Origin of the sequence: Actinomycetospora atypica (genome assembly GCF_042653685.1) — a bacterium.
GTDB lineage: Bacteria > Actinomycetota > Actinomycetes > Mycobacteriales > Pseudonocardiaceae > Actinomycetospora > Actinomycetospora atypica.
Genome location: NZ_JBHSIV010000010.1, coordinates 108,416 through 120,445, shown reverse-complemented (window position 1 = coordinate 120,445; position 12,030 = coordinate 108,416). Strand labels below are relative to the sequence as shown.

The following is a 12,030-nucleotide window of genomic DNA, read 5'->3' as shown; positions in this document are numbered from 1 at the left end:
TCGGCCCCCCTGCGGAGGGCATCACGCTCCTGACCGGGCCGAACCCGTCCCGGACAGCGACACAGGTCACGCCGCGGACGCCCCCGGGCGCACAATGATCCGGCCCCGCCCGCCCTCCCCGAGGAGCCGACCGTGACCGACGCCGAGCCGGTGTCCCCCCTCGTCGCCGTGGTGGGCGCGGTGCCCGGGGCGGGTGCCGACGCCGCGGTGGCGGCCGCCCGGACGGGCGCGGAGGTCCACCTGGTCGGCGCCGCCGGGGCGGGGGACGACGACGTCGCCGCGCTGGCGGCGGAGGGCGTGGACGTCGGCGGCGTGCTGCTCGTCGAACCCGACGGCCTGGCCCCGGCCGACCACCTCGGTGCCGACCACGTGCGGGCCGCGCTCGCCGCCCTCCCCGCGACGGCGGCCGTCCTCGTCGGCACGACGATCCCCGCGGCGGCGGTCGCGGCGGCGGTCGGCACCGCCGCCGGGCGGGGGATGCGCTGCGTCCTCGACCCCGACCCCGTGGTCCCCACCGTGATCGGCCTGCTCGACCTCGGCGCGGTGCTCACCCCCGACGCCGAGGAGCTCGGCGAGCTGGTGCGCCGGGAGGCCGGCCCCGAGGCCGACACCTCCCCCGCCGCGGCCGCCGCGACGCTGCACTCGTGGAGCGGCGCCCCCGTCGTCGTGACCCTCGGCGGTGAGGGCGTGCTGCTGGCCGTCGACGGGCGGGTCCGCCGGCTCCCCGCGCACCCGGTCGAGGTCCGCGACACCGCCGGCGCGAAGGCGACGTTCGTCGGGGTCCTCGCGACGCTGCTCGCCGCGGGCGAGGACGTCGCCGACGCGCTGCCGGTCGCCACGGTGGCCGCCGGGCTCGCGACGACGGCCGCGGGCGCCCGGGCGGGGATGCCCACGGCCGACGTCCTCTGGGCGGCGTTCGACGACGCCTGAGCGACCGCGAAGCCCGGTGGGTTTGCGCCGGGGTCCTCCGGGTGCACCCGGTGACCAGCGCGCCCACCGGACCCCCGGACGCCGCCCGTCGACGGCCGGCAGCCCTCGAACCGTCACCACTTCGGCGAGGAGCGTCCGGCCATGGCATGCGATCACGAGGCCCGCTCATGAGGGTGCTCGTCGCCGGGTCGTCCGGTTTCGTCGGGTCCCGGCTGGGCCCGGCCCTCGAGGCGGACGGACACACCGTCGTCGCCATGACGCGCGACCCCGCGGGCTACGACGGCGCGGGTGAGGCCGTGTACGGCGACGTCCACGGTCCGGAGACGCTGCGGGCCGCGCTCGACGGCTGCGACGCGGCCTTCTACCTCGTGCACTCCCTCGGCAGTGCCGACTTCGAACAGCGCGACGCCGACGGCGCGCGGGCCTTCGGCCGGGCCGCGGCCGACGCGGGCGTCGGGCGGATCGTCTACCTGGGCGGCCTCGGGGAGCGCGACGACGACCTGTCGGCGCACCTGCGCAGCCGTCACGAGGTGGAGGGGCTGCTGGCCGAGGCCGGCGTCCCGGTCACCGTGCTGCGGGCGGGCATCGTCGTCGGGCACGGCGGCATCTCCTGGGAGATGACCCGCCAGCTCGTCGAGCACCTCCCCGCGATGGTGTGCCCGCGCTGGGTGCGCACCCGGACCCAGCCGATCGCGGTCGCCGACGTCGTCCGCTACCTCGTCGGGACCCTCGCGGTCCCGGAGACCACCGGGCGCAGCTTCGACATCGGGGGACCCGAGGTCCTCGAGTACCTGACGATGATGCGGCGGGTGGCGGTCATCCAGGGCCGCCGGATGCTGGTGGTGCCGGTGCCGCTGCTGACCCCGTCGTTGTCGTCGCGGTGGCTCTCCCTGGTCACCGACGTCGACGTCGCCACCGGGCGCTCCCTCATCGACTCCATGAGCAACGAGGTCGTCGTGCGCGACGACTCCATCCGGGCACTCATCCCGTTCACGCCGATGGACTACGACGACGCCGTACTCGTCGCTCTCGGCGAACGTGCCCGCGCGGCCCGGGCGACGCCCCGGCCGACCCACCACGCGAAGGACCCCTCATGACCGAGCCCGAGACCGTTGCCGGCACACGCCCCGTGGGCGCCTGCTCGGTGTGCCCCCACATGTGGGCCGAGCACGACGCCCTCGGCGTGCGCTTCTGCACCGCCACGATGGAGACGGCGAAGGACCGGGGCTGTATCTGCCGGTCCTCGGCCGCCCCCGTCTAGACCTCGGGGCCGGTGGTCAGCGCCGCACGGGCGACTCGGCCACCGGCAGGCCCGCCGACCCGCTCAGCCCGAGCATCCCCAGCAGCTCCCGGCAGTCCTCGACGTCGGTCGACCGCGACGCGACGACGCGCGTGGCCATCTGCTGGGCGTGGGCGTGGGCAGCGAGCTCCAGCGTGTGGGACTCGCTGGTGCGCAGGGACTTCGCGGGCATGATGGCTCCTCGCCGGCCGCCCGCCTCGGCCCACGGGGCCGGGGAGACGGCTGAGATCACGGTGTCCGACGGGACGTCGCTCCCGGGAGGTCGGTCCCCTCACTGGTTTCCCGCGGCGATCTCCGGAGCCGTGCTCCGGGCCGGACCTACCCGATCTTACAGGGCGCACACGTCCGTTCGGGTGCTAGCCCACACGGCGCAGTGTCGCTGGGGAGGCCCAGCGGGCCGGGCACGCTCCGCGTGGGACGATCGCCCAGGAGTCCCGATCCCCCGGGACGCCTCCGGACGAGAGTGACGCCGTACCCGGAACCCCGACAGGACGGCGCTCGTAGGAGCCGTCGTGGCGTGGATCGTGCTGGTCATCTCCGGTCTGTTCGAGGCGGTGTGGGCCACCGCGCTCGGGAAGTCCGAGGGCTTCACCCGCGGCGGACCCATCGCCGTGTTCGTCGTCGGGATCGTGCTGAGCATGGCCGGCCTGGCGTACGCGATGCGCGACCTGCCCGTGGGCACCGCCTACGCGGTGTGGGTCGGCATCGGCGCGGTGGGCACCGTCGCGTACGCCATGACGACCGGCGAGGAGGCGGCGTCGGTCGCCAGGATCCTGCTGCTCGCGGGCATCGTCGTGTGCGTGGTGGGGCTGAAGCTCCTCCCCTGACCGGCCGTCAGCCCCGCGGGACGTGCAGGGTCGGCCGGTAGACGAGCTCCTGGATGTCCCCGTCGAGCGTCCGGTGCTCCAGCAGCTCGAGGTCGAAGTCGTCGGCGCCGCCGAGGATCGGGTCGGTGCCGCTCCGGCCCGTGACGACGGGGAAGACCGTCACCTGCAGCCGGTCGACCAGACCCGCGGCCATGAGCGCCCAGTTCAGCGACAGGCTGCCGTGCGAGCGCAGCGGCACGTCGGACTCGTCCTTGAGCCGGCGCACGATGTCCACGGCGTCGCCGCGGGCGACGGACGCGTCCGGCCAGTCGAGGGGTCCCTCGAGGGTCGACGAGACGACCGTGGTCGGCATGGTCCGCATGCGGTTCACCCAGGGGTCGCGCACCTCGGAGTCCTCGGTGCTCCCGGCGAGCATCGCCACGAACTGGCGGAAGGTGGTGGCGCCGAAGACCATCCGGTGCGCGGTGCCGAACGAGGCGAGCCGGTGGTCGAGCAGCTCGGGGCCCTGCTTGCCCCAGTAGCCGCCCCAGTCGGCGCCGGTGGAGACGTCGTAGGAGCCGTAGCCGTCGAGGCTGGAGAAGACGTCGAACGTGTAGGTGGCGGTCATGGCGGCCTCCGTGGGTGCTCGACCGGCCCGGTGCCGGTCCCTCACCCTCCCTACGAACGGGTCGGCCCTCCTTCGACACCCGGGCGCGCCTAGTTTCGAGGCGTGCTGCGTCGTCGCGTCCCCCCGCCCACCGACGTGGGCTTCCGTCGGCTGTGGCCCTACCTGCGCGCGCACCGCGGGGCCCTCGTCGTCGTCGCCCTGCTCTCCGCCGCCACGGCCGCCACCTCCCTGGCCCAGCCGCTGCTGGTGGGGCGGGTGGTCACCGCCGTGCAGGAGTCGGCCCCGGTGCTGCCCGTCGCCGCCCTCCTCGTCGCGATCCTCGTGGGCGGGGCGCTCGTGGGTGCGCTGCAGTCCTTCCTGCTGCAACGCACCGCCGAGGGCCTCGTGCTCTCGACCCGCCGGACGCTGGCCGAGCGGATGCTGACGCTGCCGGTGGCCCAGTACGACGCCCGCCGCACCGGCGACCTCATGTCGCGGATCGGCGCCGACACCACGCTGCTGCGCGCCGTCGTCACCTCCGGGCTGTTCGAGATCGTCAGCTCGATCGTGATCGTGGTGGGCGCGGCCGTCGCCATGGCGCTGGTCGACGTGGTGCTGCTCGGGGTCACGCTCCTGGCCGTCGCGATCGGCGCGGCGGTGATCGCGGTGGCGTCGAAGCGGATCCGGGCGCTGTCGACGCTGGCGCAGGTGCGGGTCGGGGAGATGACCGCCGCCGTGGAGCGCGCGCTGTCGGCGGTGCGCACCATCCGGGCGAGCGGGGCCACCGAGCGCGAGGTCGAAGGCGTGTCCACCGCGGCCGGCGCCGCCTACGCGGTGGGGGTGCGCACCGCGAGGTTGCAGGCCGTCGTCTCCCCCGCCGTCACGATCGCGACCCAGGGCTCCTTCATCGCGGTGCTCGGGATCGGCGGGTCCCGCGTCGCGGCCGGCGTCCTCACGGTCGGCGAGCTGGTGTCGTTCGTCCTGTACCTCTTCCTGCTCGTGCTCCCGCTCGCCCGCCTCGCGCAGACCTGGACCCAGCTGCAGACCGGTCTCGGGGCACTGGCCCGCATCGAGGAGGTGGCGGTCCTGCCCGCGGAGTCCGCGGGCGACGCCCGGACCGTCCCGACGATGTCAGCGGCGGCCGCCCCGGCGCTGGAGCTGCGCGACGTCGACTTCACCCACGCGGACGGCACCGCCGTGCTGCACGGAGTCGGCTTCGTCGTGCCGCGGGGCACCCGGACCGCGCTCGTCGGGCCCTCCGGCGCCGGCAAGTCGACGGTCTTCTCGCTGATCGAGCGGTTCTACGACGTCACGGCCGGCGCGGTGCTGGTCGACGGCGTCGACGTGCGCGTCCGGCCCCGCGACGAGCTGCGCGCGCGGCTCGGCTACGTCGAGCAGGACTCCCCCGCGCTGGCCGGCACGCTCCGGGAGAACCTCGTGCTCGCGGCGCCCGACGTGCCCGAGGCCGACCAGCTCGCGGTCCTCGCCGCGGTCAACCTCGAGGGCCTCGTCGCGCGGTCCCCGCTCGGGCTCGACACCCCGGTCGGCGAGGGCGGGGTCCTGCTCTCCGGCGGGGAGCGCCAGCGCCTCGCGATCGCCCGGACCCTGCTCGCCGAGCCGTCCCTGATGCTGCTCGACGAGCCCACCGCCAGCCTCGACGCCCGCAACGAGCAGGCCCTCAAGGACGCGATCGACGTCGCGGCCGCGGCGGACCGGACGCTGCTGATCGTCGCGCACCGGCTCTCGACGGTGGTCGACTGCGACCAGATCGTCGTGCTCGAGGACGGCCGGGTCGCCGCGACCGGGACCCACTCCGAGCTGCTCGTCACGAGCCCGCTCTACGCCGAGCTCGCCCGCTCCCAGCTGCTGGTGTGAGGCGTCAGGCTTCCTTGCCGGTCGTGTCCGCCCGCGCCTTGGACGGCTGCACCCGCTTGGGCTCGCCCGGCATCTTGGGGTACTCGGGCGGGTAGGGCATGTCGCCCAGCCCGTGGTCGCGCTGGTCGCGCTCGACCCACTCCAGCACGGTCTCGAGCCCGGCCGGGGCGTCGTGCAGGCCGGCGAAGGCGTCGCCGCGCTCGGCGAGCAGGCCGGGGGCGGACAGGACGTCGAAGTCGTCGGGCTCGGCGTCGGGCAGCGTCTCCCAGGTCAGCGGGAAGGACACGGTGGCCCGCGGGGTGCCGCGCACCGACCAGGCGGAGGCGATCGTCCGGTCGCGGGCGGCCTGGTTGTAGTCGAGGAACACGCGCTCGCCGCGCTCCTCCTTCCACCAGTCCACGGTGGCGGCGGAGGGCATCCGCCGGCACACCTCGCGCCCGATCGCGATGACGCAGCGGCGCACCGCGACGAAGTCCCACTCCGGGCGGATCGGGACCATCACGTGGATGCCGCGCCCGCCGGAGGTCTTCGGCCACCCGACGAGGCCGGCCTCGGTGAGGACCTCCCGGAGCGTGGCCGCCACCCGGGCGGCGTCGGCGAAGTCGGTCCCGGGCTGCGGGTCGAGGTCGATGCGCAGCTCGTCGGGCGCGTCGACGTCGGGGCGGCGGACCGGCCAGGGGTGGAAGTCGAAGGTCCCGAGGTTCGCCGCCCACGCGATCACGGCGGGCTCGGTGGGACAGAGGACGTCGGCGGCGCGACCGCTGGGGAAGCGGACCTGGACGGTCTCGACGTAGTCGGGCGCGCCCTTGGCCAGGCGCTTCTGGTAGAACCACTCGCCCGTCACGCCGTCGACGAAGCGCTTGAGGTGGGTCGGCCGGTCGCGCAGGACGCCGAGCAGCGGGTCGGCCACCGCGAGGTAGTACTCCACGACCTGGCGCTTGGTGATCCCCCGCTCGGGGAAATAGACCTTGTCGGGGTTCGTCACGCGCACCGCGCGCTCCCCGACCTCGAGCTCCACTGCCGGGGACCGGGCCACGGCTGCGGAGGCTACCGTGCAGGTCATGACGCCGGGGCGAGCGGAGCGACGGGGATGACGACGGCAGGACGGCCCGACCCGGCACGCCGGTTCCACGACGACCTCGTCGGGCTCGACCCCGACGACCCCGAGGCCCGCGCGTTCGCCGAGCACCTCGACCGCATGGAGCGGGTGCGCCCGATGTTCACGGTCGAGGGCGAGCTGAACGGGGTGCGCGACTTCGCCGAGTCGGCCAACCGCGCCGGCGGCCTGCAGCGGTGGGCCGCGTGGCTGCTCGTCGTGCTCGTCCTGGTGGGCGCCGGGTACGTGATCTACGGCGTCCTGGAGTTCGTCCTGACGACCTACGTGGACTGAATCCGCGTATTAGCCTGGACGCATGAGCAGTGCTATCGGCAGGCCGAAGGTGGAGAAGTCCGAGGCGGAGTGGCGCGAGCAGCTCTCGCCCGAGGAGTACCAGGTCCTGCGCCAGGCAGGCACCGAGCGCCCCTTCACCGGGGAGTACGACGAGGTCTTCACCGAGGGCGTGTACCACTGCCGCGCGTGCGACGCGGAGCTCTTCCGCTCGGACACGAAGTTCGCGAGCCACTGCGGGTGGCCGTCGTTCTACGCCCCGTCGGCGGACGACAACGTGATCCTGCGCGAGGACACGGCGATGGGCATGCGGCGGGTCGAGGTGCTCTGCGGCACCTGCCACTCGCACCTCGGCCACGTGTTCCACGGCGAGGGCTACGGCACCCCCACCGACGACCGCTACTGCATGAACAGCGTCTCGCTGCGCCTGGAGCCGAAGGCCTGACGGCTCAGGCCGTCCCGCTGACGCCGGGGATGCGGTCGGAGCGGAACGCCTCGACGAAGCGGCGGTGGTCCTCGCGGACCGTCCGCGCGTAGGCGTGGGCGAAGCCGACGAGGTCGGCGACGAATTCGTCCTCGCGCCCCGACACCACCTCGAGGACGGCGTCCTCCACCTGGAACCCGACCAGGTCGGCGTCCTCGGCGTCGCGGTCGGCGACGCAGTGGGCCCGCGCGGTGGCGTTGCCGAGGTAGGCGAGCACCCCGGCGACGTCGTCGGGCTCGGTGACGTCGTCCCACTCCAGGTCGGCCTCGTACGGCGAGAGCTCGGAGACCACGTAGCCGACGCCGCGCAGCTCGGTCCACCCGAGCAGCCGGTCGGCGTGGGCCTGCAGCGCCCGCTGGGACAGCGCGGTCCGCTGCCCGTGGTGGACGAAGGCCGATGCGATGCGCTCGTCGGTCACCACGCGGCTCGGCGCCGCGACCACGGCCTGCTTCATGCTGATGACGACGTCGTTGTCGAGGGCCTCGTTGAACCCCTCGACGAGCACGTTGTAGGCGGGCAGGCCCGCGCTGCCGATCCCGAAGCCGCTGCGCCCCACCACGTCGACCACCTCGTAGGCGACGTCGGACAGGCGCTTGTCCGCGGGGATCGTGTCGAGGTAACGGCGGAACGCCTCGACGACCTCCGCGCGCTCGCCGTCGTCGAGCCGCCGGACGCCGGACCCGGGCCGGAAGACGCGGTCGTCGCCCTCGATCTCGGTGACCCTCGCCAGCAGGGCTTCGCGGCTCGACTCCCGGGAGCGCTGCAGCGCGGCCCGCACCGCCCCGTCGGTGCCCGAGCGGCGCAGGGCGTGCGAGAGCTCCCCGGCGTTGCCGCGGAACGAGCGCAGCGCGGCGAGGTAGGCCCGCAGGTAGGTGGTGACGAGCTCGGAGACGGTCTCGTCGGAGAACGCCTTGGACCAGCCGAGCAGCGCGACGCTCGCCACCAGCCGGCGCAGGTCCCACGTGAAGGCGCCGAGGTAGGCCTCGTCGAAGTCGTTGAGCGCGAAGACGAGCGCGCCGTCGCTGTCCATGTAGGTCCCGAAGTTCTCCGCGTGCAGGTCGCCCTGGATCCAGATGCGCGACGTCCGCTCGTCGGCCCACGGGTCGGGAAGCCGGACGACGTCGGCGTAGAACAGGCAGGCCGAGCCCCGGTAGAAGGCGAACGGGTCGCCCGCCATCTTGCGGAACTTGCTGCGGAAGGCGGCCGGGCTGGCCGCCATGAGGTCGGAGAACGCCTCGACGAGGGTGTCGACGAGGAACCTGGTGCGGGCGTCGTCGTCGTCCGCACCGAGGGCCGAGAGATCGGCGGCAGGGGTCACGCCGACATCCTGGCGGGCCCGGCCCTCGTCGGGAACGCTCCCCCGTCGTCAGGGGAGGGCCGTGCTCAGGAGAAGGCGAGCAGGGCGCCGGGCTCCACGCGCGGGCCGGTGAAGAACGGGATCTCCTCGCGGACGTGCCGGCGGGCCTCGGTGGCCCGCAGGTCGCGCATCAGGTCGACGATCCGGTCGAGCTGGTCGGCCTCGAACGCGAGGATCCACTCGTAGTCGCCGAGGGCGAACGAGGGCACCGTGTTGGCCCGGACGTCGGCGTAGCCGCGGGCGGCCTTGCCGTGGTCGGCGAGCATCTGGCGCCGCTCCGGGTCGGGCAGCAGGTACCAGTCGAGGGAGCGGACGAACGGGTAGAGGCACAGGTAGCCCTTGGGCTCCTCGCCGGCGATGAACGCGGGCACGTGGCTCTTGTTGAACTCCGCGGGGCGGTGCAGCGCGGTGTTCGACCACACCGGCGTCGAGGCGCGCCCCAGCGCCGTGCGGCGCAGGGCGGTGTAGGTGGCCTGCAGCGACTCGATGTCCGGCGCGTGGGTCCAGACCATCCAGTCGGCGTCGGCGCGCATCCCGGCCAGGTCGTAGACGCCGCGCACGACGACGCCCTTGTTGTCCTGCTCCTCGACGACGGCGGTGAACTCGTCGGCCGCCTCGCGGCGGTCGTCGGGCAACCGGGCGGGGTCGGTGCGGAACACCGACCACATCGCGTACCGGATCGTCGAGTTCAGGTCGTCGTAGTTCAGCCGGGCCACGGCTCCATGGTGCCACTCGTCCGCCGGGCCAGGTGCGCGGTGACCCGGGTGGCCGCGGCGTCGCCGGTCGCGAGGCACGCCGGCACCCCGACCCCGTGCAGGGCCGCGCCCGCCACGGCGAGCCCGTCGGGCAGCGACGACTCGATCGTCGCCACCCGCTCGCCGTGCCCCACGCCGTACTGCGGCAGCCCGCCGCCCCAGCGGGCGACGACGGTCTCGACCGGCTCGGCGTCGATCCCCAGCAGGACCCGGAGGTCGTCGAGGACGGCGTCGACGAGCTCGTCGTCGTCGCGCTGCAGGGGCGTCGTGTCGCCGTAGCGGCCCACCGAGGCCCGCAGGACGAGACCGTGCTCGGAGCGCAGGTGGGGCCACTTCACCGACGACACCGTGACCGCCTTGATCGTCCACGGGGTGCCGTCGGGGCGCCGCTCCCCCGCGCCGAGCAGCACGCCCGAGCGCGTCCCCAGGTCGGTCCCGGGCGGGACGGCGATCCCGACGACGGCCGAGGAGGCCAGTTCGATGCCGGCCGCGGCCGCGGCGGCGACCGGGGCGACGTCGGTGAGCAGCCGGCGCAGCCCGGGCGCCGGGACCGCGAGGACCACCGCGTCGGCCTCGAGCGTCTCCATGCCGTCGGGGCCCATCGCGAGCACCCGCCAGCCGCCCGGCGTGGGCTCGAGGGCGGTGACCGTCCGGGCCAGCCGCACCTCGGCCCGCGCGGCCACTGCGAGGGCGGCCGGCAGGTCGGCGAGCCCCGTGCGCAGGGTGCCGAAGACCGGGGCGGGCGCGGTGCCGTCGGGCGGGGCCCCGGGCAGCGCCGTGGCGGCCGCGGCCACCAGCGAGGAGGGGTCGCGGTCGAGGGCCGCGGCGAGGGCGGGCACGGTGGCCCGGACCCCGAGCGAGTCGGCCCGCCCGGAGTAGACCCCGCCGAGCAGCGGGTCGACCAGCCGGTCGGCGACCTCGTCGCCGAGCCGGGCGCGGACCAGCCGGCCCACCGAGTCGTCGCCGGTCCACGCCACCGGGCCGAGGTCGGCCTCCGCGGCGAGCGCCCGCCGACCCTCGTCGGACAGGAGGTCGGTGACGGCGGCCGGGTCGCCCGGCACCCCCATGACGGTCCGCGGCGGCAGCCGGTGGGTGGCGCCGCCCGCGCGGATACCGCTGGACGCGGCCGACGGGTGCACGACGTCGTCGGACAGGCCGAGCTCGCGCAGGCGGTCCGCGGCCTCGGGGCGGCGGGCCAGGAACGCCTCGGCGCCGACGTCGAGCCGGATGCCGGCGAGCTCCACCGCGGAGAGCTTGCCGCCGAGCACGCGCGTCGCCTCGAGCACGGTGATCGTGGCGTCGGGTCCGAGCCCGGTACGGAGCCGGTGTGCGGCGGCGAGCCCGGAGACCCCGCCGCCCACGACGACGACGTGCGTCATCGCACCGGCAGCGAGTGCACCAGGTCGACCACGCGGGCGAGGGAGTCCGGGTCGGTCTCGGGCAGCACGCCGTGGCCCAGGTTGAAGACGTGCGCGGGAGCGGCGTGGCCCTCGGCGACGATGCGCCGGACCTCCCGCTCCACCACGTCGGGCCCGGCGAAGAGCACGGCCGGGTCGAGGTTGCCCTGCAGGGCCTTGCCGGGGGCGCGCGTCGTCGCGACGTCGAGCGGGATGCGCCAGTCGACCCCCACGACGTCGGCGCCCGCCTCGCCCATCGCGCCGAGCAGCTCGCCGGTGCCGACGCCGAAGTGGATGCGGGGCAGGCCCGAGTCGGCGAGGCCCGCGAGCACCTTCGCCGAGTGCGGCATCACCAGCTCGCGGTAGTCGCGCTCGGACAGCGCGCCCGCCCACGAGTCGAACAGCTGCACGGCGTCGACCCCGGCGTCGACCTGGGCCCGCAGGAACGTGAGGGTGAGGTCCGCGAGGTGGTCGAGCAGCGCGTGCCAAGTGGCCGGGTCGCCGTGCATGAGTGCCTTGGTGCGCTCGTGGTTGCGGCTCGGGCCGCCCTCCACGAGGTAGGAGGCGAGGGTGAACGGCGCGCCCGCGAAGCCGATGAGCGGGGTGTCGCCCAGCTCGCGGGTCAGCAGCCGCACCGCCTGCGCCACGGGGTCGGCCTGCCCGGGGTCGAGGGTGGGCAGGGCGGCGACGTCGGCGGCCGTGCGGACCGGCGAGTCGATCACCGGGCCGGTGCCGGTGACGATGTCGACGCCCACCCCGGCGACCTTGAGCGGCACGACGATGTCGGAGAACAGGATCGCGGCGTCGACGCCGTAGCGGCGGACCGGCTGCAGGGTGATCTCGCACGCCAGGTCGGGCGTCAGGCAGGACTCGAGCATCCCGGTGCCGGTGCGCACCTCGCGGTACTCGGGCAGCGACCGGCCGGCCTGGCGCATGAACCAGACGGGCACGTGGTCGGCGGTGCCGCCCCGGGCCGTCGTCAGGAAGGCCGAGCCGGGCAGGGCGCGCCGGGCGGAGTCGTGGCTGGTCGTCGGCGCGCTCATCGCCCTCCAGTCTGCCACTCGCCCCGCACCCCGCTTCCGGGCGTGGCGCCCCCCGGCGCGTCGGACTCCCGCGCGTGGCGCGGGGCACC

The 12,030-nt window shown here is 75.0% G+C and carries 14 protein-coding genes; 7 read left to right on the top strand and 7 right to left on the bottom strand.

Annotated elements, in window-relative coordinates; translation table 11 throughout:
• Positions 1-132: 132 nt before the first annotated feature.
• The 3 genes from ACFPBZ_RS12045 to ACFPBZ_RS12035 all read left to right on the top strand — a co-directional run bounded on the left by ACFPBZ_RS12045 (position 133) and on the right by ACFPBZ_RS12035 (position 2,191).
• Positions 133-930, top strand: coding sequence for a PfkB family carbohydrate kinase (locus ACFPBZ_RS12045; RefSeq protein WP_378036287.1), 798 nt, complete (start codon positions 133-135; stop codon positions 928-930).
• Positions 931-1,097: 167 nt separating this feature from the next.
• Entirely contained in the window at positions 1,098-2,027 is a 930-nt protein-coding gene (locus ACFPBZ_RS12040) for an NAD(P)H-binding protein (RefSeq protein ID WP_378036286.1), read from the top strand.
• Positions 2,024-2,191 carry an RGCVC family protein gene (locus ACFPBZ_RS12035; RefSeq protein WP_378036285.1) on the top strand — a complete coding sequence of 56 codons (168 nt, stop codon included), beginning with the start codon at positions 2,024-2,026 and terminating at the stop codon, positions 2,189-2,191. Before ACFPBZ_RS12040 ends, ACFPBZ_RS12035 begins: the two co-directional genes overlap by 4 nt.
• 16 nt (positions 2,192-2,207) lie before the next feature.
• Here the strand turns inward: ACFPBZ_RS12035 and ACFPBZ_RS12030 are convergent, their stop codons facing one another.
• The gene (locus ACFPBZ_RS12030; protein ID WP_378036284.1) at positions 2,208-2,402 is read right to left on the bottom strand and encodes a hypothetical protein; all 195 of its coding nucleotides are present in this window, start codon (positions 2,400-2,402) and stop codon (positions 2,208-2,210) included.
• Positions 2,403-2,742: 340 nt separating this feature from the next.
• Between ACFPBZ_RS12030 and ACFPBZ_RS12025 the strand changes: the two genes are divergently transcribed.
• Positions 2,743-3,057, top strand: coding sequence for a DMT family transporter (locus ACFPBZ_RS12025; protein WP_378036283.1), 315 nt, complete (start codon positions 2,743-2,745; stop codon positions 3,055-3,057).
• Between the two features lie 7 nt (positions 3,058-3,064).
• Here ACFPBZ_RS12025 and ACFPBZ_RS12020 read toward each other — a convergent pair whose 3' ends face one another.
• Positions 3,065-3,664: a dihydrofolate reductase family protein gene (locus tag ACFPBZ_RS12020; protein WP_378036282.1), complete on the bottom strand. Its 600-nt coding sequence runs from the start codon at positions 3,662-3,664 to the stop codon at positions 3,065-3,067.
• Between the two features lie 102 nt (positions 3,665-3,766).
• Between ACFPBZ_RS12020 and ACFPBZ_RS12015 the strand changes: the two genes are divergently transcribed.
• Positions 3,767-5,518, top strand: a complete 1,752-nt coding sequence (locus tag ACFPBZ_RS12015; protein WP_378036281.1) for an ABC transporter ATP-binding protein — start codon at positions 3,767-3,769, stop codon at positions 5,516-5,518.
• Positions 5,519-5,522: 4 nt separating this feature from the next.
• Here the strand turns inward: ACFPBZ_RS12015 and ligD are convergent, their stop codons facing one another.
• Complete coding sequence (gene ligD, locus ACFPBZ_RS12010) at positions 5,523-6,581, bottom strand: non-homologous end-joining DNA ligase (RefSeq protein WP_378036280.1); 1,059 nt, start codon at positions 6,579-6,581, stop codon at positions 5,523-5,525.
• A 27-nt stretch (positions 6,582-6,608) separates the two neighbouring features.
• Here ligD and ACFPBZ_RS12005 point away from each other — a divergent pair, with 27 nt between their 5' ends.
• A complete protein-coding gene (locus ACFPBZ_RS12005; protein ID WP_378036279.1) occupies positions 6,609-6,908 on the top strand; it encodes a hypothetical protein in 300 nt (99 codons plus the stop codon).
• Between the two features lie 22 nt (positions 6,909-6,930).
• Positions 6,931-7,350, top strand: a complete 420-nt coding sequence (msrB, locus tag ACFPBZ_RS12000) for a peptide-methionine (R)-S-oxide reductase MsrB (RefSeq protein WP_378036278.1) — start codon at positions 6,931-6,933, stop codon at positions 7,348-7,350.
• 4 nt (positions 7,351-7,354) lie between these two features.
• On the opposite strand, the gene ACFPBZ_RS11995 is transcribed toward msrB, so the two are convergent.
• The 4 genes from ACFPBZ_RS11995 to hemE form a co-directional block, all read right to left on the bottom strand.
• The gene (locus tag ACFPBZ_RS11995; RefSeq protein WP_378036277.1) at positions 7,355-8,707 is read right to left on the bottom strand and encodes a DUF2252 domain-containing protein; all 1,353 of its coding nucleotides are present in this window, start codon (positions 8,705-8,707) and stop codon (positions 7,355-7,357) included.
• A 65-nt stretch (positions 8,708-8,772) separates the two neighbouring features.
• Entirely contained in the window at positions 8,773-9,462 is a 690-nt protein-coding gene (gene hemQ, locus ACFPBZ_RS11990) for a hydrogen peroxide-dependent heme synthase (protein WP_378036276.1), read from the bottom strand.
• Entirely contained in the window at positions 9,450-10,880 is a 1,431-nt protein-coding gene (hemG, locus tag ACFPBZ_RS11985; RefSeq protein ID WP_378036275.1) for a protoporphyrinogen oxidase, read from the bottom strand. Before hemG ends, hemQ begins: the two co-directional genes overlap by 13 nt.
• Positions 10,877-11,941 carry a uroporphyrinogen decarboxylase gene (gene hemE, locus ACFPBZ_RS11980; RefSeq protein WP_378036274.1) on the bottom strand — a complete coding sequence of 355 codons (1,065 nt, stop codon included), beginning with the start codon at positions 11,939-11,941 and terminating at the stop codon, positions 10,877-10,879. The genes hemG and hemE overlap by 4 nt, the downstream gene beginning before the upstream one ends.
• Positions 11,942-12,030 lie beyond the last annotated feature (89 nt).

Bases quoted from the DNA above. Each gene is read 5' to 3' on its own strand.
- ACFPBZ_RS12040 (WP_378036286.1), top strand. From the start codon at position 1,098: ATGAGGGTGCTCGTCGCCGGGTCGTCCGGTTTCGTCGGGTCCCGGCTG.
- ACFPBZ_RS12035 (WP_378036285.1), top strand. From the start codon at position 2,024: ATGACCGAGCCCGAGACCGTTGCCGGCACACGCCCCGTGGGCGCCTGC.
- ACFPBZ_RS12030 (WP_378036284.1), bottom strand. From the start codon at position 2,402: ATGCCCGCGAAGTCCCTGCGCACCAGCGAGTCCCACACGCTGGAGCTC.
- ACFPBZ_RS12020 (WP_378036282.1), bottom strand. From the start codon at position 3,664: ATGACCGCCACCTACACGTTCGACGTCTTCTCCAGCCTCGACGGCTAC.
- ligD (WP_378036280.1), bottom strand. From the start codon at position 6,581: ATGACCTGCACGGTAGCCTCCGCAGCCGTGGCCCGGTCCCCGGCAGTG.
- ACFPBZ_RS12005 (WP_378036279.1), top strand. From the start codon at position 6,609: ATGACGACGGCAGGACGGCCCGACCCGGCACGCCGGTTCCACGACGAC.
- msrB (WP_378036278.1), top strand. From the start codon at position 6,931: ATGAGCAGTGCTATCGGCAGGCCGAAGGTGGAGAAGTCCGAGGCGGAG.
- hemG (WP_378036275.1), bottom strand. From the start codon at position 10,880: ATGACGCACGTCGTCGTCGTGGGCGGCGGGGTCTCCGGGCTCGCCGCC.
- hemE (WP_378036274.1), bottom strand. From the start codon at position 11,941: ATGAGCGCGCCGACGACCAGCCACGACTCCGCCCGGCGCGCCCTGCCC.